The 19,215-nt window shown below is 53.2% G+C and carries 20 protein-coding genes and 1 riboswitch; of the genes, 14 read left to right on the top strand and 6 right to left on the bottom strand.

The features are described from left to right. The first annotated feature begins 109 nt into the window (after window positions 1–109). Both PSTEL_RS14485 and murB read left to right on the top strand, forming a co-directional pair. Window positions 110–910: an ABC transporter ATP-binding protein gene (locus PSTEL_RS14485; protein WP_038696329.1), complete on the top strand. Its 801-nt coding sequence runs from the start codon at window positions 110–112 to the stop codon at window positions 908–910. A 257-nt stretch (window positions 911–1,167) separates the two neighbouring features. Then, window positions 1,168–2,097 carry a UDP-N-acetylmuramate dehydrogenase gene (gene murB, locus PSTEL_RS14480; RefSeq protein WP_038696327.1) on the top strand — a complete coding sequence of 310 codons (930 nt, stop codon included), beginning with the start codon at window positions 1,168–1,170 and terminating at the stop codon, window positions 2,095–2,097. Window positions 2,098–2,281: 184 nt separating this feature from the next. Here murB and ymzB read toward each other — a convergent pair whose 3' ends face one another. From ymzB to PSTEL_RS14455, 5 genes are all read right to left on the bottom strand, one after another. Then, on the bottom strand, window positions 2,282–2,653 hold the full coding sequence (gene ymzB, locus PSTEL_RS14475) for a protein YmzB (RefSeq protein WP_245624959.1): 372 nt from the start codon (window positions 2,651–2,653) through the stop codon (window positions 2,282–2,284). Window positions 2,654–2,672: 19 nt separating this feature from the next. Continuing rightward, window positions 2,673–3,854: an MFS transporter gene (locus PSTEL_RS14470; protein ID WP_038696323.1), complete on the bottom strand. Its 1,182-nt coding sequence runs from the start codon at window positions 3,852–3,854 to the stop codon at window positions 2,673–2,675. Between the two features lie 64 nt (window positions 3,855–3,918). Further along, window positions 3,919–4,212, bottom strand: a complete 294-nt coding sequence (locus PSTEL_RS14465; protein ID WP_038696321.1) for an ArsR/SmtB family transcription factor — start codon at window positions 4,210–4,212, stop codon at window positions 3,919–3,921. Window positions 4,213–4,289: 77 nt separating this feature from the next. Next, window positions 4,290–4,934, bottom strand: coding sequence for a response regulator (locus PSTEL_RS14460; RefSeq protein WP_038696315.1), 645 nt, complete (start codon window positions 4,932–4,934; stop codon window positions 4,290–4,292). Continuing rightward, entirely contained in the window at window positions 4,931–5,755 is an 825-nt protein-coding gene (locus tag PSTEL_RS14455; RefSeq protein ID WP_038696313.1) for a sensor histidine kinase, read from the bottom strand. Before PSTEL_RS14455 ends, PSTEL_RS14460 begins: the two co-directional genes overlap by 4 nt. A gap of 172 nt (window positions 5,756–5,927) precedes the next feature. Here PSTEL_RS14455 and PSTEL_RS14450 point away from each other — a divergent pair, with 172 nt between their 5' ends. The 8 genes from PSTEL_RS14450 to PSTEL_RS14415 all read left to right on the top strand — a co-directional run bounded on the left by PSTEL_RS14450 (window position 5,928) and on the right by PSTEL_RS14415 (window position 14,954). After that, window positions 5,928–7,211 carry an S-layer homology domain-containing protein gene (locus tag PSTEL_RS14450; RefSeq protein ID WP_038696312.1) on the top strand — a complete coding sequence of 428 codons (1,284 nt, stop codon included), beginning with the start codon at window positions 5,928–5,930 and terminating at the stop codon, window positions 7,209–7,211. Window positions 7,212–7,331: 120 nt separating this feature from the next. Further along, complete coding sequence (locus PSTEL_RS26335) at window positions 7,332–9,311, top strand: sulfite exporter TauE/SafE family protein (protein ID WP_052098499.1); 1,980 nt, start codon at window positions 7,332–7,334, stop codon at window positions 9,309–9,311. Window positions 9,312–9,421: 110 nt separating this feature from the next. Next, the gene (locus PSTEL_RS14440) at window positions 9,422–11,767 is read left to right on the top strand and encodes a heavy metal translocating P-type ATPase (protein WP_084065093.1); all 2,346 of its coding nucleotides are present in this window, start codon (window positions 9,422–9,424) and stop codon (window positions 11,765–11,767) included. Between the two features lie 162 nt (window positions 11,768–11,929). Further along, a riboswitch (PreQ1 riboswitch) is annotated at window positions 11,930–11,973 on the top strand. Window positions 11,974–12,098: 125 nt separating this feature from the next. Then, window positions 12,099–12,599 (top strand): preQ(1) synthase, encoded by a 501-nt coding sequence (queF, locus tag PSTEL_RS14435; protein ID WP_038696308.1) that lies wholly within the window; start codon window positions 12,099–12,101, stop codon window positions 12,597–12,599. Between the two features lie 63 nt (window positions 12,600–12,662). After that, window positions 12,663–13,325: a 7-cyano-7-deazaguanine synthase QueC gene (gene queC / locus PSTEL_RS14430; RefSeq protein ID WP_038696307.1), complete on the top strand. Its 663-nt coding sequence runs from the start codon at window positions 12,663–12,665 to the stop codon at window positions 13,323–13,325. 1 nt (window position 13,326) lies between these two features. Beyond that, on the top strand, window positions 13,327–13,806 hold the full coding sequence (locus tag PSTEL_RS14425; RefSeq protein ID WP_038696300.1) for a 6-pyruvoyl trahydropterin synthase family protein: 480 nt from the start codon (window positions 13,327–13,329) through the stop codon (window positions 13,804–13,806). Then, window positions 13,803–14,528, top strand: a complete 726-nt coding sequence (gene queE / locus PSTEL_RS14420; protein ID WP_038696297.1) for a 7-carboxy-7-deazaguanine synthase QueE — start codon at window positions 13,803–13,805, stop codon at window positions 14,526–14,528. Before PSTEL_RS14425 ends, queE begins: the two co-directional genes overlap by 4 nt. 138 nt (window positions 14,529–14,666) lie before the next feature. Further along, window positions 14,667–14,954, top strand: coding sequence for a hypothetical protein (locus tag PSTEL_RS14415; RefSeq protein ID WP_052098498.1), 288 nt, complete (start codon window positions 14,667–14,669; stop codon window positions 14,952–14,954). A 98-nt stretch (window positions 14,955–15,052) separates the two neighbouring features. Here the strand turns inward: PSTEL_RS14415 and catR are convergent, their stop codons facing one another. Continuing rightward, complete coding sequence (gene catR / locus PSTEL_RS14410; protein WP_038696295.1) at window positions 15,053–15,379, bottom strand: catDE operon transcriptional regulator CatR; 327 nt, start codon at window positions 15,377–15,379, stop codon at window positions 15,053–15,055. 203 nt (window positions 15,380–15,582) lie between these two features. On the opposite strand from catR, the gene PSTEL_RS14405 reads away from it, so the two are divergent. The 4 genes from PSTEL_RS14405 to PSTEL_RS14390 all read left to right on the top strand — a co-directional run bounded on the left by PSTEL_RS14405 (window position 15,583) and on the right by PSTEL_RS14390 (window position 19,170). After that, complete coding sequence (locus PSTEL_RS14405) at window positions 15,583–16,368, top strand: GTP cyclohydrolase II (protein WP_038696293.1); 786 nt, start codon at window positions 15,583–15,585, stop codon at window positions 16,366–16,368. Window positions 16,369–16,449: 81 nt separating this feature from the next. Further along, window positions 16,450–17,502: an ABC transporter ATP-binding protein gene (locus tag PSTEL_RS14400; RefSeq protein ID WP_038696291.1), complete on the top strand. Its 1,053-nt coding sequence runs from the start codon at window positions 16,450–16,452 to the stop codon at window positions 17,500–17,502. 79 nt (window positions 17,503–17,581) lie between these two features. Next, the gene (locus PSTEL_RS14395; RefSeq protein ID WP_038700960.1) at window positions 17,582–18,376 is read left to right on the top strand and encodes an ABC transporter permease; all 795 of its coding nucleotides are present in this window, start codon (window positions 17,582–17,584) and stop codon (window positions 18,374–18,376) included. Between the two features lie 5 nt (window positions 18,377–18,381). Then, window positions 18,382–19,170 carry an ABC transporter permease gene (locus PSTEL_RS14390; protein WP_038696288.1) on the top strand — a complete coding sequence of 263 codons (789 nt, stop codon included), beginning with the start codon at window positions 18,382–18,384 and terminating at the stop codon, window positions 19,168–19,170. The last annotated feature ends 45 nt before the right edge of the window (window positions 19,171–19,215 follow it).

Raw genomic sequence — 19,215 nt, 5'->3', positions numbered from 1 at the left:
ATCATTTATATAGAAGAGAGCTATATTGCTCGATGGTTGATAGCAGGGACATGAACGGTTACTATTACAGCGGTTATACCGCTTTGATGAGGATGAGGAGTGAAGTGAAATGGCGGAACGCCTGAACGCGAATCAATTAAGCATCGGATATTCGGAGTCGATTATTGTTAAAGACCTCAATCTGACCATTCCAACCGGAAAGATCACAGCGCTCGTAGGCGCGAACGGATCAGGGAAGTCGACGATTCTCAAAACGATGTCCCGGCTGATGAAGCCGGCCGGAGGCAGCGTGCTGCTGGATGGCAAATCCATTCACAGTCAATCGACCAAGGAAGTGGCCCGCCAGTTGGCTATACTTCCGCAGAATCCCACTGCTCCGGACGGACTGACGGTATCCGAATTGGTTGCTTACGGACGCTATCCGCATCAAAAAGGCTTCGGCTCACTGACTTCCGAGGATCGCCGGATTGTGGCGAATGCGATTGAAGTTACCGGTATGACCGCATTTGGAGACCGGCCGATCGAACGCCTCTCCGGCGGACAGCGGCAGCGTGCCTGGATTGCCATGGCTCTTGCACAGGAGACGGAAATTCTGTTCCTCGATGAACCGACGACCTTCCTAGATATGGCCCATCAGCTTGAAGTGCTGCAGCTGCTCCAAATGCTGAATGATCGGGAAGGAAGAACCATTATTATGGTCGTTCATGACCTGAATCATGCCTCGCGCTACGCCCAGCATATGGTTGCGATCAAATCAGGCACTGTGATCAGCGAAGGAACCCCAGGCGAAGTGATGACACCAGAGGTTCTGCGCAAGGTTTTCGGCATTGAAGCGGACATCGTGGAGGACCCGCGCACCGGACTTCCGCTATGCCTTCCACACAGTCTTGCCGGACGTGAGGCTGTCTAAGAAGTTCATCTTGCACGATGTCACCGAAGCCGGGAGCCTCTGCTACATTTGCCCGCGGGTAAGCGAGCGGGAGCGGAGCGCACGCCGTGAGGAATACCGTCTGCGGGCAGGATCGGCTGCTGCGGAATAAGCCTCCGGCATCAATCTGGAACAGCAACTTCATAGGCTTGCAGGGGCTCCCGTCATTGACAAGGGAGCCTGTTCGTTGTTAAAGTGAGGATTGCTTAAGCCAAGTAAGGATCAAAAGGAGCAAATCCATGGATATGAACCACATACAGACAGAACTTACGAAACGGGTACATACAGGTACGGTCAAGAACGCGGAACCGCTGAAGGATCATGTGTTTACCAAAATGGGCGGCCGCGCCGACATTCTGGTTGCACCCGGAACCTATGAGGAGATGCAGGCGGTTGTCGCCTATGCGGCCGCTAACGGGATTGCCCTGACCACTCTGGGAAACGGCTCGAATGTCATCATCCGCGACGGCGGTGTACGCGGCATCGTTCTGCAGACCTCGGGTCTTAATGATATACGTGTAGAGAATGATTGCGTCGTGGCGCAGGCCGGCTCTCAGCTCATTGAAGCCTCGCGTACGGCGCTGAGCCATGGCCTTACCGGCCTGGAGTTCGCCTGCGGCATTCCGGGGACTGTCGGAGGCGCTCTGTACATGAATGCCGGAGCCTATGGCGGCGAAGTCGCCCATGTGCTGGAGAGCGCACTGGCGATCAACAACAAGGGTGAGCTCGTCACATTCGCAGGCGAGGAGCTTCAGTTCGGATACCGGAAGAGCGTCTTTACGAGAGGGCAATACGTTATTCTCGAAGCGCGGTTTGCGCTGAAGCCTGGCGATCCCGCTGTCATTAAGGCGGAGATGGACCGGTTAACCGAGCTGCGGGAATCGAAGCAGCCATTGGAATATCCGTCCTGCGGCAGCGTGTTCAAGCGCCCGCCCGGACGATTCGCCGGTCAGTTGATTCAGGAGAGCGGCCTTCAAGGTACGCGGATCGGCGGAGCGGAAGTATCCCGGAAGCATGCGGGCTTCATCATCAATGCCGATAATGCGACAGCCAGCGATTACATTGGACTGATCGCGCATGTCAGGGAGAAGGTCAATGAGAAATTCGGGGTCGTGCTTGAGACGGAAGTTGAGATAATCGGCGAGGAACCAACGTCCGGGAACGTTTGACAGAGCGGAACGGAGAAGCTTTATCGTTCAAGGATGCATCAGAATGCCATACTCACTCAAAAGGCATATCCTCTCAGAACGCATACTTTAGTCAAAAAGAGCTGTGGGAAAAATCATTCCCGCAGCTCTTCATCTTCATCAGAAGTACGAATACAGCTATACCCTACAGACATTCTGCCGCCGTTCACTCAATCGTCAATGTATAATTGGCGCGTTCAGTCTTGGCAGTTACTTTGTCGCTTCCGGCTGATCCGAAGCTCAGACCGCTTACGGCGATCTCGTAGCTCGTACCCGGCAGCGCGACAAGCTCTCCGTCTCCGTTCATGGTGCTCCCCGTTCCATGGAGAATCAGCGCGCTGTCCAGATAATCATCGATCACGGAATTCGAGTCCCGGTAATCAACGCCGCCCAGCTTGAAATACACTTTGTCGCCGTCATCCAATTCCTGTTTCTCAATGACGACGGTCTCCCCGGTATGTTCATCCAGCCAATCCGCCAGCAGCTTCACATGCTCTTCCATAAGGTAATCCCATCCTTTGCCGCGTTTGTCGTACATCAAGTCTATAATGAGTAATTTACCCCGCTTTTTCGGATTGAATCCGTGCCGGTGCGGCGGCGCTGCTTCGATAAAACAGCCATAAGGACAGAATCAGGCAGCAGGCCGTAACGATCGCGACGCTGAGGAACATCCCTGTCGATTGGTACATGGCCCCCGCAGCTGCTGCACCAATTGTTGTTCCCAGATACATAAGCGTATTTGTAAGGGCCGACACCGTCCCTCTTGCGTTAACCGTAAGACTTTGCAGAATGCTGACCATGAGCGGAAACAGCATGCCGCCAATTGCGTAAATGAGCACCAGTTCCGCCTGTATGACTCCCAAATTGCCGGTTACGGCCAGCAGAGGGAACAGCAGCGCATTCATTAGCATACCTCCTGCCAGGACCGTATAACGGCCAAAGCGTCCGCTTAATCGGCTGCCGAACAGGCTTCCAAGCAGATTGCCGAGTCCGAGAAACAGCATCACCTGGCCGATATGGGAGACGCCAAGCCCAAATGATTTGGAGAGCCAGGAGCCAAGAAACGAGAAGACGGCAAAGTTGCCGATTTGAAATACGAAGTAAGCGGAGAAAGCTAAAATGGCGGTTTTAGAGGAGAGAAGAGAGCCGTACGGTTTCAGAAGATTGGACGCTGTTCCTTTCTCAAGCCTCGAGGGTATGGAGGGCAGAAGGGGGAACAGAAGCAATGACAGGAGGAGAGAGAAGCCCGCGATCACCAGAAACGGGGTCTTCCAGGAATGAACGGCGAAGAATCCGCCCAGAGGCAGACCGAGCAGCTGCGCGCAGGAGAGACCGGCGGTTGCAATTCCCATGCCCTGAAGAATCCGTTCCTTCGGCAGAAGAATCGGGATGGATGCCCATACCTGAGGGGTTACGAATGCCGCGCTTACGCCGGCGAGGAACCGGAACAGCAGCATGCTCCAGAATCCGGATGCGGTTGCGCAGAGCGCAGTTGACAGCGTGAAGGCAAGCATTCCTGCAATCATGACGGGCTTACGGTTCAACCGGTCCGACAAGGGGCCGGCGATCAAGGCGAACAGAGCATAGCCGAGGGCATAGGCGCTGACCATCCATCCGGATAGAGCCGTGGATACCCCGAAGTCTTCACGAAGCACCGGAAGCAGCGGACTGATCAGGAACGTATCTGTGCCGACGATGAACATGATGAGGAAGAAGAGCGTAAGACTTGTTTTTTGCATAAAAAAACCTCCATTATTTCATTAGTTAAATAACTATTTAACTAAAAGGCGCTAAAAAACCGGATCACAGGGTATCCAGGAATCCGGGCAAATATTGATCGAACGTTTCTTGTCGAATTTGTATGTATTTGGTCTGGGCTTCCTTTCTAACGAGAATCAATCCCGCTTCCCTTAAGGTACGGAAATGGTAAGAGGCGTTCGACTTGGAGGCTTCGCAACGTTCACCGACTTCTCCGCAGTTCAGCTCCGTTCTGCTGTCTCTCAGTGTCCGGAGAATTTGCAGGCGGGTGGGGTCGGCCAGTGCCTTGAAAATATGCACACGCTGCTCATCGTTAATTAATGTTTGTTCAATAGTCATAGAACTATGATAACTTATTTTTCCAATCTGTCAACATTAAATCAGGAATCCCTTCGCGCCCGCTCACCAATTGCCTGCTAACCCAGCCAATTCTGCTCATAGACGTACCTTGCAAGCTGGACCCGATTCTCCATGTGAAGCTTTTGCATAATATTTTTCAAATGATTCTTCACCGTATGTTCGGATATGATTAATTGCTGCGAAATGTCACGGTTGGACAAGCCTTTGGCGACCAGTGTCAGTATTTCCCGTTCCCGCCCGGTCAGCGGGTCTCCGCATGCCTCCGGCTGTCTCATCCGCGAGAACTCGTTCAGAAGAAGATGGGCAAGCTCCCGGGTCATCGGGGCCTCGTCCAAGGCAATCGCCCGTAAATACTCATGCCAGGATTCCGGCTTTAAATTTTTCAGCATATAACCCTGCGCACCCTTTTTAAGAGCCTCGAACAGATGGGTAATATCGTCGGATACAGTAAGAATCACGATTTTCACATAAGGGAATCTTTCTTTAATCCGTTTCGTTGCTTCCAGACCGTCCATCACAGGCATTTGTATGTCCATCAAAATAAGATCCGGCATCCATATCTCCGTCAGCGCAATTGCTTCGGCGCCGTCTTTGCCCTCGGCTACGAATTCAAATGCCGGATCGTCGCCAAGGATGGTATGAATGCCTTCCCGGGCCTGATCGCTATCGTCAACTACAAGCACTCGGATCGGTGTATTCACGCCGCTTCCCCCTTTCGAATGCTGAACACCGTTTCACCCTCGTTCCTTCCGATATCAAAATGCCAGTTCATCGTTCTCGCCCGGTCTTCCATCATTTTGAGGCCATACCGGCTCTCATGCGAAGGGGCTTCGGCAAATCCCTTGCCGTCATCGCATACCTGGCACTTCCACCCGTTAGCCGTAGGCGCGGCTTCAATACGGACGCTGTTCGCTTCCGCATGCTTGCGGATATTGACCAGCGCTTCGCGAACCGAGGCGAACAGCTCAATTTTCTCCTTCGTCGTCAGCAGATTTTCCGGTAAGTCCCATTCGAGCTTGAACGACAAGCCGGTCTCCTGCTTATAGGTGTCCACCAGACGCTCGATCCCTTGAACCCAGGGTACATAGAGGCAGTCGGTCGGATACCGCAGATTGGCGATGGCTTCTCTTACGTATACATTGGTGCGGTGAATGCTTTCTTTAAAAGACTGGAGCAGGATGCCATCGTTATCAGATATTTGTTCCATCCGGCTCACCTGGGCGTTCAGAAGAAACAAGGATTGCATAATGCCGTCATGCAGCTCTCTGGATAACTGCTCCCGTTCCTGAAGAGCGGCTTGCATGCTGCGGGCCTCATTCAATTCCGCCTGATTCTTCTCGATCATTGAGAACAGCGGGATCAGGAACAGCAGGGATGCGATAAATACAACAACCGGCGCCAGCCAATTTCCCAGATCCATCGAAATGTAAGGAAGCAGAAATCGGTGCCGCACGTATTCCCACAGGCCCATCGTGAAAGTTGGAATCGTCAGGATCAACCACTTCATTTGTCTGTACGTCATTTCGAATCCCTCGCTTTTAATTGATTTTCTATTTTGTCACACTCCGTCGGCATAAATAGCTAGAAAAGGCTATAGTAACGCATAAATGATCGTTGTATAGTGAATTAAATCACATAAAACTTATGAAATAAATCGGAATTAACATGTGAACTCATTTAAGGAGGAGTGGAAGATGAAGATGATGCAAAAAAAGTACAGATCAGCGGTAAAAAGGGCGCCTCTCGCTATATTGGCGATTACGGCTGCCCTTGAGGCGGGGGTAGTTCCGGTCTACGCTCATGAAGGTCATGTGGGCGTCAAAGATTACAGCGGTCATTGGAGCGAGTCGATTGTTGAGCGTTCAATCGGGCAAAAGCTTCTGACCGGTTATCAGGACGGGAGCTTCCATCCCGACTCTCCAATTACCAGAGCGGAGCTGGCAGTTCTGCTCACGAAGGCCTTCCCGGATGAGAACTCGAAGAAAACAGAATCCTTCTCCGACGTGCGTTCCGGCTCTTGGTATGCATCGGCGATTAGCCAGGCAGTTGAAGATGGCTATTTAAGCGCGAATGCGGACGGCGCTTTCCGGCCGGGCCAGCCAGCGACGCGGGCCGAGGCCGCCGCAGCTTTTGCGGCTGCCCTTAACTGGAAGGAAGTTTCGGCAGATACTCTGAACGCATATAAAGATATCGCTTATCTTCCTACCGGAGAAGAGGGAGAGTGGCTCCGCCAGGCGGCAGCTCAAGGATACATAGAAGCATCATCCGATGGATATCTGTTACCGCAGAAGCCGTTAACCCGGTCAGAGGCCGTGTTCTTTCTGGCCAAAGCAGGCAGCGCGGAGCCGCTTGACGTGCAGCCGCCGGCTTTCAATGCTGAGCAGGAGTATACCGGCTCCATTGTTCAATCTGCGGAAGGCTTCAGCCTGAAGGTGAAGACTGACAGCGGCAGCGACACCGTCTATTCACTGACCGGGGCAGGAGATGAAACACTTGCCGGAACTGAAGCTGTAGCCGGTATCGAATCCGGAACAGCGCTCGTGGATGCGATTGATGGACTAGTACCCGGCAAGCTTCAGGTGGTGAAGATAGCTCCCGGCGGCAGCGGCGGTACGGCGGCTGATTTGCAGGAGCTGGATGGTATTCTTATCGAAGGCCATCACAGCGGAACAAGCGACCCGACTAAACATTCGAAGAAATGCCTGCTGATGCCGGGCTGCGCTTCATCCGGGTTCGGAATCGACGTCCTGCAGGCAGACGGCAAGTATAAATACTACAAGTTTGACGAGAGAGGCCATAAGCTGGCCGCCGTGTTGATCGACAGCATCAAGAAAGAGAAGAATATCGTTATCTATGTAACCGGGACAATCGAGGGGGACACGCTGCATGTCGCTTCCCTTTCACAGGATGTAACCGCCGTCGATACGCCGGCTGAGAGCGATCAAGATGCGAGCAGTGGGAGGGGGCATATGGACTAATTGCTGTTCTTCGATAAGGTTAACGCGGAGGCAGGGAGCAGCGGAATGAATTTCGGATGAACGATGAGATCAGGATACGAAATGTAAATGGATAATCCGGCTAACAATGTAGGAGGAACAATGTCTGATCACTTCACGGAAACTAGTCAAGCTGAAGAGCGGAATCGGCAGACTCGCGACATCAGAAAAGGAATAAGATGGCTCCTCGCAGCAGCGGTTGTCCTGTCAGCCTGCATACTGCTCTGGCTTCATCCGGAATGGAGAGGCTTTGTTCTGGATTTGGTCCTGATGAAGAATGTCCCCCAGCTGTCCATGGATGCAGGCTATGGCATGATTTTTACAGTTGGCATTCTCACATCTTTTCATTGTGCAGGCATGTGCGGAGGGATTGCAATTTCCCAGTCCATGCGCGGCCGGAAAGAGCTGAACAAGCTTGAACGCTTTCAGCGATATATCCCTTCCATCCGCTACAATGGCGGCCGGATTGTCTCCTATACACTTTTTGGGGGACTTGCGGGCGGGATCGGCCAGGTCTTCCAGTTGCCGGGAATCTGGCGCGGAATCATCCCTCTAATCGGCGGTCTGTTCATGATTATTATGGGATTCAATCTGTTAGGATTGTTCAAGGTTTTGCGCAGATTCAATTTGAGCATGCCCTCGTTCGCATTCAATGTGATCCGGAACGGGGCTTCCGGTCTGGGGCCTTTTTCAATAGGCATACTCAGCGCTTTAATGCCCTGCGGACCCTTACAAATTATGCAGTTATACGCGCTTGGAACAGGCAGTATTGTCCATGGAGCTCTTTCCATGCTGGTCTTCTCTCTGGGCACGGTTCCAATGCTCTTTCTGTTCGGAGCAGTCCACCCGATGCTGAGCAAGAAGTTCGCCGGACAGGTACTAAAGGCAAGCGCCCTGATCGTCATTACGCTGGGTCTGGTTATGCTTAACAGAGGGTTTGCCCTGGCAGGCATTTCTCTTCCTTACGAAAAAGTGCATATTAGCCCACAGGCGGTGATCGCCAGGCTGAACCCGAACGGCCAATCCCAGGTTGCGGCTGCGCAAGCAGGAAAGAACAGCTATCCGCAGATCGTCGTGCAAAAGGGAATAGCCGTCACCTGGAATCTGCATATTGAAAAAGAGAATCTGAACACATGCAACGATGCGCTCAGCATTCCCAGGTTAAAGATCGAGCAAAAGCTTCATGCCGGCGACAATACGATCAGCTTCACCCCTAAGCAGGAAGGAGTGTTGGAGTATACCTGCTGGATGGGAATGATCCGGAGCAGCATCGTCGTTGTGGATGACATAAGCCGCTACGATCGGGATCAGTTGTTATCTGATGGCGGGAAAGTAAAAAGCTCAGCCACTCCTAGCCCGAAGAGCGCATCTCATGCAGCCTCAGAATCAAGGCCAACCTTTCCTGCTTCTGTTAGGAAAACCGGGCATACTCAGGAACAAAGCGGACAGGCAGCTGCTACGGCGGTGACGCGGAGCTCAGGTAACATTAACGGTTCCACAGCTCCAGCTGCAACCCCGCATAAGACTGCGCCGCCCAAAGCATCTCCCAAAACAGCAAGCAAGCCGACGCCTACGCCGGACCCGACTCCCTTGAATGGCAAGGACCATAAGAAGGAAGAGGGGTTGAAGAGCACTGCTCCGTCTGCGTCACCGAACAAAGCGAAATCTGCCGAGTCCGATACCAAAGGATCGAAGACTTCCGACGGCAAGAAAGAATCGGCTGCGGCGGCAGGGAAGGCGTCTACGTCCTCTCCCAAGCCGGCTGCCACGGCTACACCCACTGCGTCTCCCCAAGGTGCAGAGAACGGCGATCAGGAGATCCAGACTGCTGTCACCATCGTTGGTAAAGACAGCTACTCTCCGATTACGGTCAAGAAAGGAATCCCGGTCAGGTGGATCATTCGGGTAAGCCGCGATCAGTTGAATGACTGCAACAACGAGATTATTGTCCCGGCCTTTCATATACGTAAGAAGCTTGTGGCCGGGGATAACGTTGTGGAGTTCACGCCGAAGGAGGCGGGAGATTTTCCTTTTACCTGCTGGATGGAAATGATTGAAAGCCGCATCACGGTTACGGAGTGACAGTACGAGCTGATGGTGTATGTAAAGTACGAGCTGATGGTGTATGTGAAATTGCATTCTTTTACCGTGGACCGGCGAAAGAATAACAAATTGGGAGAGGAGGGGCTGAAGTGGCGGAAACAACCTTGCGGGTAGATGGAATGACCTGCACATTGTGTTCCAGGACAATAGAAGCGGCACTTGGCAGACTGAAAGGAATCCAAAGAGTATCGGTCAGCTATGTGGCGGAAAAAGTACTTGTCGAATATGAGGAAGAAACCTTGGAGCTATCGGAGGTCGTCCGGGTTATCGAATCATTGGGATTCTCGGCATCCATCAAGGGGCAAGAGGGGAAATACAATCGGCGCCGCAAAGGCGGAGGGACGGAGATGAGCAGGCTGAGAACTCGGCTTCTGATATCTGCTCTGCTTAGTTTTCCGCTCTTCCTGGGCATGGTTCTGGGAGGCCTCGGATTTTGTCATGATCTCGTCTACAGGGGGCAGGAGACATGGTTCTCGCAAGCTTTGGATACGGTCAGACACAAGACGATATTGCTGCATAACTGGAAAGTCCAGCTGGCGCTTGCAGCGCCTGTTCAATTCATCATCGGCTGGCCGTATTACAAGAACGCCTTCTATTCCCTGAAAGCCAGACAAGCGACTATGGACATTCTGGTTGTGCTTGGAACCAGTGCAGCGTTCGGCTACAGCCTGTATACGGTTATTTATAAAGAGCCGCTCGTTATCGGGGGAATGCTGAATGTTTATTTTGAAGCCTCTGCCGTCATCATTACCTTAATCCTGCTTGGAAAATATCTGGAATCCGCAGCCAAGGGCAGAACCTCCAGCGCCATCCGTGCTTTGCTCGAGCTGGAGGCCAAATCTGCCCGGGTGGAGCGGGAAGGTATAGAGCTGGACCTCCCCATTGCCGAGGTGCAGGTAGGGGATATAGTCGCCGTGCGGCCCGGCGAGAAAATACCGGTTGACGGCGTCGTCACTGAAGGAAGCTCGTATGTGAACGAATCCATGCTGACAGGGGAGAGCACACCGGTGCTCAAAGGCGAGCATGATTCCGTTACCGGTGCATCCCTCAATCAGCACGGCACATTCAAGTTCAGGGTAACTCAAGTGGGCGGTGACACTGTCCTGGCACGGATCGTACAGATGACGGAAGCGGCTCAGAACAGTAAAGCGCCGATCCAGAAAATCGCCGACAAGGCAGCGACGTACTTCGTTCCATTCGTCCTACTTGCTTCCTTTATTACCTTTGCAGGGTGGTACTGGGGCGTTTACGATGGAACGGCGTTTGTCCTTGACCTGGCATTGATAAAAGCTGTGGCGGTGCTGGTCGTATCCTGTCCATGCGCCCTCGGGCTTGCGACTCCCACAGCCATTATGGCGGGGATGGGCAGAGGCGCCCAGAACGGAATACTGATTAAGAACGGAGAGCAACTGGAACTTGCCGGGAAGATCACGGACGTGGTGTTTGATAAAACCGGTACACTGACTTCCGGGAAGCTGCATTTGAGCGATTTGATCGTGTTGGAAGAGTCGGGTGACAAAGAATTGAGCCGGGACGACATCCTGTTCCTCGCTGCTGCGGCGGAGAAGCGCTCCGAGCATCCGCTGGGCCAGGCCATCCATAAAGCAGGCATGGAACTGTTCGCGGAGGGCATCCCGGACCCGGACACATTTATTTCCATACCGGGAAAAGGGGTCTGCGCTGACGTTGGCGGCGTCCAAGTGCTGGTAGGTTCACAGCGGCTGCTTGCCGAACATGAAGTGGACTTGGAGAAGGTTGACGTGCAGGCATTGGAGCTGCTGCGCCATAGCGGGAAGACTGTGGTGTTCATTGCCGTTGACCGGGTGGTGAGAGCCGCAGCCGGATTACAGGACAAGCTTCGCGATGGAGCGCTTGCAGCCGTTAACGAGCTGAAGAGCATGGGACTTGAGCTGCATATGCTTACAGGCGACAACATCCGTTCAGCGGAAGCCATCGCCGGGCAGCTGGGCATCCGCCATGTAGTGGCAGAGGTGCTGCCGGAGCATAAGGCTCAAGAGATTGAACGGCTGAAGGGCAAGGGCAGAGTCGTGACCATGATCGGGGACGGAATTAACGACGCCCCTGCCATGGCAGCCGCCGATGTCGGCATTGCGATCGGATCAGGCACGGATGTGGCTATTGAGACTGGCGATATTGTGCTGCTGCATGATAATCTCCTGGCCATTTCGTCGGCAATTCGCCTCTCGTCCAAGACGATGTCCATCATCAAGGAAAACCTGTTCTGGGCGTTCATCTATAATCTGCTCGCAATTCCTTTGGCGGCATTCGGCTATCTTAGCCCGGTGGTGGCCGCCGCTGCAATGGCTTTAAGCTCGGTGTCCGTTCTCTTCAATTCACTTCGTCTCAGACGATTTGAGTTAAACAAGGATATCAACCTTGCCGGCAACAGTCCTTTGCAAGAAGTTCGGTCATAAATCCAATGAATCGGAATACAGAAGATGACAAGAGCAAACGGACAAGCGGATTCATCTGCTGTGTCCCGTTTGCGCCTTCGTGAATAATCTTGTCTATTGCTGTTACCTATGGTATAGTTCTAACGCATGAACTAACTGAAGAAGAATTCCGCGGCTATAGTCGCGGGAGAGGTTCGCAAACTCCCTCTATAAAAAACTAAGAACGATGTGCCGGGACCGGCATGTCTGCTTGTGCTTTTCTTAGTCTTATGGATAGGTTTGATGAAGTCTCGTTCTTCTTTCCAATATACTGGCGCCGGTGCGCCGATGGAAAAGAGAGGGATTTTTTGTTATGTCCGAAGGTAGAAAGAAAGAAGAAATGCCCGAGGTTACGCTGCTTGGCAACCAGGGAACAGCATACAATTTCGGCTATGATCCGGGTGTGCTGGAATCGTTCGACAACAAGCATCCGGGACGCGATTATTTCGTTAAATTCAATTGTCCAGAATTTACAAGCCTCTGCCCGGTAACGGGCCAGCCCGATTTCGCGACGATCTACATTTCCTACATTCCGGAAGTGAAAATGGTGGAGTCCAAGTCGCTTAAGCTGTACCTGTTCAGCTTCCGCAATCACGGCGATTTCCACGAAGACTGCGTCAACATTATCATGAATGATCTAATTAGCCTGATGGACCCGCGCTATATTGAGGTGTGGGGCAAATTCACACCGCGCGGCGGCATCTCCATCGATCCTTACTGCAACTACGGACGCCCGGGAACGAAGTACGAGACCATGGCTGAGCATCGGCTGCTGAACCACGATTTATATCCGGAGAAGGTAGATAACCGGTAATCATCAGGTTTCGGAATGGTTCTTGCGCAATATTTAAGCAGATTAAGGAGAGGAATTAATCCCATGAATAAAAAAGCGCTAGTCGTCTTCAGCGGCGGCCAGGACAGTACGACCTGTCTGGCTTGGGCTCTGAAGCAGTTCGAAGAAGTTCAGGTCGTTACCTTTAATTATAACCAGCGGCACGCGGCGGAAATCGAGGTTGCCAAGGAAATCGCCGGCCATTTCGGGGTGAAGCAGCATATCTTGGATCTTGGCCTGCTGAACCAGCTGGCTCCAAATGCCCTCACCCGCAGCGATATTGAAATCTCGGCCGGCGAGGAAGGCGAATTGCCCAGCACCTTCGTTGACGGACGTAATCTGCTCTTCCTGTCGTTCGCGGCTATTCTGGCGAAGCAGCTCGGCTATCATCACATCGTAACCGGTGTGTGCCAGACGGATTTCAGCGGATACCCCGACTGCCGGGATGTGTTCGTGAAGTCGCTGAACGTGACGCTCAATCTCTCGATGGACTACGAATTCGTCATCCATACCCCGCTCATGTGGCTGGATAAGAAAGAAACCTGGCAGATGGCTGACGAGCTTGGACAATTTGAATATATCCGCGAGCATACGCTGACCTGCTATAACGGGATTAAGGGGAGCGGCTGCGGCGAATGTCCGGCCTGCCAGCTCCGGAACCGGGGGCTTCAGCAGTATGAAGCCGTTCGAAAGACGGTGAACGGGTAAGATGCTGCACGAAGTATCCGTATGCAAAATATTCTCGTTCGATGCGGCGCACCAGCTAATCGGACACAAAGGCAAATGCGCCAACGTTCACGGCCACACCTACAGGCTGGAAGTTGTGCTTAAGGGCCGGCCTGTAACCGAAGAAGGTCGGTCCGACGAGGGCTTTGTCGCCGATTTCGGCGATATCAAGGCGCTGGTCAAGGCGAGAATCGTCGACAAGCTGGACCACGCTTTTATGGCCAAAGGGGACGAACCTGTTCTTGAGACGCTAGAGGCCTCAGGCTCCAAGGTGGCCGTCTTGTCCTTCCGCACGACCGCTGAGAACCTGGCTGGTTACATCGCCTATACGCTGAAAACAAGCGGACTGCCTGTCTATTCCGTGAAGCTGTGGGAGACTCCGACCGCCTGGGCTGAAGTGCTGGCAGCCGACATTCCCGAACATGGGCCGGCCTACTGCCTGAATGGAGGTTGCGATCTATGAGCACCAAAATTCCAGTCATCGAAATGTTCGGTCCGACGATTCAGGGGGAAGGGGCGGTCATCGGGGTCAAGACGATGTTCGTCCGTACTTACGGCTGCGATTACCGGTGCTCCTGGTGCGACTCCGCGTTCACCTGGGACGGGAGCGCCAAGGATTTGCGGGTGATGATGGAGCCGGAGGAAGTGCTGTCCGGCCTGCTGGAGATCGGCGGAGACCGGTTCGATACCGTAACCATTTCCGGCGGAAATCCGGCACTGATCGGCGAAGGCATCTCCGAACTCATCGGGCTTCTACATGATCGCGGCATCAAGGTCGCCATTGAGACGCAGGGCAGCCGCTGGCAGGACTGGTTCCTTGAAGTGGATGCCCTGACAGTAAGTCCGAAGCCGCCAAGCTCCGGTATGGCCACTGACTGGACGATGCTGGATTCCATTCTGACGGAGGTCGGGATGAACGCGCGGGGTTCATACAGCCTGAAGGTTGTCGTCTTTGATGACATAGATTATGATTATGCAGTTCAAGTTCACAAGCGTTACCCGGATGTTCCATTCTACCTGCAGCCGGGCAACGACAATGTAACCGAAGAGGGCGACATTTCGGCGCGGCTTCTCGGGCGTCTCGAATGGCTGTTCAATAAGGCGATTGCTGACCCGGATATGAATGCAGCCCGCGTGCTGCCGCAGCTTCATGCCCTGATATGGTATAATAAACGAGGTAAATAAGCTCTATTCACTATTAAGCATTTGGGGAAGCCGCTCTCTTTGGAGGAGAGCTCTTCCTTTTTTTACTTCTGTATTGCAAATTCCATTATTCTCAGTATAATACTTGGTATAAATGAACCGAAAAGGGGAGTGAAGGCTATGTCAATCGACGATTATCTGGACCTATACAACTATGCGAAACAAATTGGGGATGCGGGGTGGCAAGCCGAGCTGATAGAATCCCTTCGTAAGGAAGCCGGTACTACCGAGAGCGAGCGCCGGCAGAAGGAGCTTCAGTGCCGGTTTGAGGATATCAATGTCGTGCTTAAGGAGCTGTTCAGCAAGCTGGAGAACGGCGAAGGCGACGAGAACCAGATGCTTGCGTGGAAAGAGCGGATGATCGAGCTGAAGCTGGAACGTATTTTTTTGGCCAGAAAAATGAAGTAATATAGATCCTCGGACCATCTCTGACAACAGCAAAAAAGCGCCTTATTGTCTCCTAATCGTTAAGTGACAATACAGGCGCTTTTTCGGCTAATAAAATCTCAATTGACAGCTTCCAGCTCGATCCACTCTGAAGACCAGCCGCTGATTTCCTTAAGAATAGGAGCAAGCGCTTCGCCTTTGCGTGTGAGTGAATATTCGATGCGTACCGGAATTTCCGGATAAACCTTGCGCTCGATAATTCCTTCATACTCCATTTCCTTCAGCCGGTCGGACAGCACCTTGCCGCTGAGATTGGACAGGCAGCCTTCGATTTCTCCGAAACGGCGCGGACCCTTCATGAGAACGAAGACAATGAGCGCGACCCAGCGCTTGCTAAGCATATCGACCGCTTTCTCAAAGCGGGGACACATTTCAAAGTCCTTCATGGAATCACCTCTGCCATTAGTATACCACAGACTTACAAAAAGTAATTATAAATATTTATATATACATTATAACTTGACGAATATATATTACAATGGTAAACTTACTTACAAATAGTTACTCCATACATTTGTTTGAAAAGTAACGACTACTGTCGGTCGCGGCAGTTAAATCGACATTTTATAACCGAGGAAGGTGCGCTCTCATGATTAAACCGGAGATTGCTTCCATACTTAAGAACAAAATTCAAACTATTGATCGCGGTGATTCCGCTAATATTCTCGTCGGACCCATTACGCTTCCGGTAAATCTGGATGGAGAGACGGTCACCTTCAAATGGTACAGCTGGCTGCATGTTACGGAAGAGGAACGGCAGGAATTGTCCGGCGAAGATATGACGGAGAAGCTGATCGCCCGTCTGCCTTCCATGAAGCTGGCTGACAGCCAGCAATCCAGCGTCCTCGTCTACGGCGACTTCGAGCATGACGAGCAGGCGCTGATCCGGGTGCACAGCATTTGCCATACCGGCGATATATTCGGCAGCAAACGCTGCGATTGCGGCTTCCAGCTTCGCCAGTCGATGCGGATGATCGTAGAGAACGGCTCCGGCGCGCTCTTCTATCTGGCGAACCATGAGGGCAGAGGCATCGGCCTCTTCAGCAAAGCGTTCGCTTACCTGCTTCAGGAAGAAGGATTGGACACTGTTGAAGCGAATCTGGAGCTTGGATTCGAAGATGACAGCCGGGACTACTCGGACGCAATCAGCGTCCTGAAGGCGCTCCGGACGAAGCCGGTGACGCTCATCACCAACAACCCGAAGAAGCTGAGAGCTCTGAAGGCTGCGGGAATGAATGTGGCGAGACGCGTTCCGCTGTGGGGTGACGTGTCTGTGTTTAATGAGAAATATCTCCGCACGAAGGTCATTCGTTCCGGACATCTGGAGGCGGAAGACAGCCAGCCCTTCACGGGTATGGCTGCAGGCAATCTGTAAGAAGCAAATGGGTGGTGCTTTCTCGCCTGTTCCTTTATAATGGGATGTTGAATGAACCATAACGGGCAAGAGAGGTAGAATATGGCAGCTATAGATGTGCAGGATTTGCGAAAAACCTTTAAAGTGCAAAAAAACCGCGGAGGCCTCAAAGGGGCCTTCGTTGATTTGTTTAAGCGGGAATACAATGAAGTGATGGCCGTCAAGGACATCTCCTTTCAGATCCCGGAGGGCGAGATCTGCGGCTATATCGGCGAGAACGGGGCCGGAAAGTCCACTACGATCAAGATGCTGACCGGCATTCTCGTGCCGACTTCCGGTCACTTGACCGTCGGCGGCTACGTTCCCTACGAGGAGCGGGAGAAGTTCGTCCGCAACATCGGCGTTGTCTTCGGGCAGCGCAGCCAGCTCTGGTGGGATATCGGTGTTGTAGAATCCTTCGAGCTGCTGCGGAAGGTGTACCGGGTCGGCGAGGCCGATTACCGGAAAAGATTGGACGAGCTGGTAGAACGGCTCGAGCTGCAGGAACTGCTGAACCGGCCGGTCCGCAAGCTGAGCCTGGGCCAGCGGATGCGCTGTGAGCTGGTTGCGGCGCTGCTGCACAACCCGTCAATCGTCTTCCTGGACGAGCCGACGATCGGTCTCGACATCGTGGTCAAATCGGAGATTCGCTCCTTCCTGAAGGACATGAACCGCGAGCACGGAACAACGATCCTGCTGACGACGCATGACCTGCAGGATATCGAAGCGCTCTGTTCCCGCGTCATCATGCTCGATGACGGGCGGATCATCTACGATGGCGGCCTGGATGAGCTTAAGCAGCGCTGGGGAACCGGCCGCGAGGTCGAGTTCCAATTCGGCGCGCCAACCAGGCTAACCAAGCTGGAGGAGCTGACATTCGGCATGCCGGTTAGATGGTCGGCCGAGAACCAGCTGGGCGCGACAGCCTGGATTCCGCTGGAGCTGAACGTCTCCGATGTGCTCGCCCGTGTCGTCGGGCAGGCCGACATCACCGACATCAAGATTATCGAGACCAATACGGATGACATCGTCCGCAGCATTTACCAGTCGGGCTCGGCGAGCAAGAGCGAAGAGGCGGTTCTGGCGGTCTCCGGGGAAGGAGCCGGCCATGTTTAAGCGAACGGCGGGAGCCGCCGCCCCGGCCGGAGGCGGATTCGGAGGAGAGGCGAAGCCCGCCCGCAGCGAAAGGCGTCTGCTGCTTGACGCCTACTTCGATTTCATTCGCATCCGCTTCTTGACGATGCTGGCTTACCGGCTGAATTATTACACAGGCATTCTCATCTACTCCCTGAATATTGGCGTCAATTATTTCACCTGGAAAGCCATTTACGGAGAAGGGGAGTCGCTTGGCGGCTTCACCGCCTCCCAGATGACGACCTACGTGGCTGTCTCGTGGATGGCCAGAGCATTCTACTTCAACAATCTGGACCGGGAGATTTCAACCGATATCCGCGACGGCAGCATTGCGATCCAGTTCATCCGTCCTTACAATTATGTCCTGGCCAAAATGATGCAGGGCCTCGGCGAGGGCATGTTCCGGTTCATGCTGTTCATGATTCCGGGCATGGCGATTGCCATGCTGCTGTTCCCGGTGAAGCTGCCGAGTGATCCTGCGGCGTGGGCGGGATTCCTGGTTATGCTGTTCTTCAGCTTCCTGATCAACTCGCAGATCAATGTCATTACCGGTCTGCTGGCGTTCTTCGTAGAGAATAACGAGGGGTTGATGCGGATGAAGCGCGTCATCGTCGATCTGTTCTCGGGCCTTATTATTCCGATCAGTCTCTTCCCGGGCTGGCTGTCGGGCATCCTGAAGGTGCTGCCGTTCCAGGCGATCACCTATTTGCCGGGCTCCGTCTTTACGGGCCGGGTGAAGGGCGTCGGGATATGGAATGTGCTCGGCATCCAGATCTTCTGGTTCGCCGTGCTGCTCATTCCGCTATTCTTCTTGTATCGCGCTGCCAGACAGCGGCTGTTCGTGCAGGGGGGCTGATCATCATGAGATATCATTTGGGACTCTTGTCGGAATATTTGAAAAATTACATGAAGACCCGCCTCACCTATCGGGCCGACTTCTGGGTTGAAGTCATCTCCGATCTGCTGTTCCAGGCCACGAACCTGATCTTCATCTTCGTGATCTTCATGCATACGAACAGCTTGGCGGGCTGGAGCCAGAACGAGGTCGTGTTCGTATACGGATTCTTTATGGTGCCCTACGGCGTCTTCAGCTGCTTCGTCAATATGTGGAATTTCAGCGACCGCTATATTGTCAAAGGCGAGATGGACCGGATTTTGACGCGACCGGCGCATAATCTCTTTCAGATCTTTCTGGAAAATGTCGATCCGCCTTCGCTGGTCGGCTCGCTGATCGGTCTTCTGATCATGGGAGTCAGCGGATATAACCTTGGTCTTCCGTTTGAATGGTGGACTATTCCGGCGATTATTGTGCTGACGCTCAGCGCGACGGCGATCTATACCGGCATCTATACGACGCTGACTTCGCTGTCGTTCTACTCGGATGCGCCGACCGGCATTATTCCGCTGATGTACAACATCCAGACGTACGGACGCTATCCCGTAACGATCTACAACCGGGCGATTCAGGTGCTGCTCACCTGGATTCTGCCTTTCGCTTTTGTAGGCGTCTATCCCGCCGCGCTCTTCCTGGGACGCGAAGAGATGACGCGAATGGCGCTGCTCACGCCAGTAATGGGCGCGATTTTCCTGGGGATCGGGCTGTTCACCTGGAGCCGGGGAGTACGCCGCTACAAGGGCGCAGGATCATAAAGAATGAGTTCGTAAGCCTCCCGCATGGGAGGCTTTTTACTTTTT

It is taken from the genome of Paenibacillus stellifer (genome assembly GCF_000758685.1).
Taxonomy (GTDB): Bacteria; Bacillota; Bacilli; order Paenibacillales; family Paenibacillaceae; genus Paenibacillus_AQ; species Paenibacillus_AQ stellifer.
This window is presented reverse-complemented; position numbering and strand designations above follow the sequence as displayed.

Coding starts and splice junctions, on each gene's coding strand:
- PSTEL_RS14485 (WP_038696329.1), top strand. CDS start 110: ATGGCGGAACGCCTGAACGCGAATCAATTAAGCATCGGATATTCGGAG.
- murB (WP_038696327.1), top strand. CDS start 1,168: ATGGATATGAACCACATACAGACAGAACTTACGAAACGGGTACATACA.
- ymzB (WP_245624959.1), bottom strand. CDS start 2,653: ATGTACGACAAACGCGGCAAAGGATGGGATTACCTTATGGAAGAGCAT.
- PSTEL_RS14470 (WP_038696323.1), bottom strand. CDS start 3,854: ATGCAAAAAACAAGTCTTACGCTCTTCTTCCTCATCATGTTCATCGTC.
- PSTEL_RS14465 (WP_038696321.1), bottom strand. CDS start 4,212: ATGACTATTGAACAAACATTAATTAACGATGAGCAGCGTGTGCATATT.
- PSTEL_RS14455 (WP_038696313.1), bottom strand. CDS start 5,755: ATGACGTACAGACAAATGAAGTGGTTGATCCTGACGATTCCAACTTTC.
- PSTEL_RS14450 (WP_038696312.1), top strand. CDS start 5,928: ATGAAGATGATGCAAAAAAAGTACAGATCAGCGGTAAAAAGGGCGCCT.
- PSTEL_RS26335 (WP_052098499.1), top strand. CDS start 7,332: ATGTCTGATCACTTCACGGAAACTAGTCAAGCTGAAGAGCGGAATCGG.
- queF (WP_038696308.1), top strand. CDS start 12,099: ATGTCCGAAGGTAGAAAGAAAGAAGAAATGCCCGAGGTTACGCTGCTT.
- queC (WP_038696307.1), top strand. CDS start 12,663: ATGAATAAAAAAGCGCTAGTCGTCTTCAGCGGCGGCCAGGACAGTACG.
- PSTEL_RS14425 (WP_038696300.1), top strand. CDS start 13,327: ATGCTGCACGAAGTATCCGTATGCAAAATATTCTCGTTCGATGCGGCG.
- queE (WP_038696297.1), top strand. CDS start 13,803: ATGAGCACCAAAATTCCAGTCATCGAAATGTTCGGTCCGACGATTCAG.
- PSTEL_RS14415 (WP_052098498.1), top strand. CDS start 14,667: ATGTCAATCGACGATTATCTGGACCTATACAACTATGCGAAACAAATT.
- catR (WP_038696295.1), bottom strand. CDS start 15,379: ATGAAGGACTTTGAAATGTGTCCCCGCTTTGAGAAAGCGGTCGATATG.
- PSTEL_RS14405 (WP_038696293.1), top strand. CDS start 15,583: ATGATTAAACCGGAGATTGCTTCCATACTTAAGAACAAAATTCAAACT.
- PSTEL_RS14400 (WP_038696291.1), top strand. CDS start 16,450: ATGGCAGCTATAGATGTGCAGGATTTGCGAAAAACCTTTAAAGTGCAA.
- PSTEL_RS14390 (WP_038696288.1), top strand. CDS start 18,382: ATGAGATATCATTTGGGACTCTTGTCGGAATATTTGAAAAATTACATG.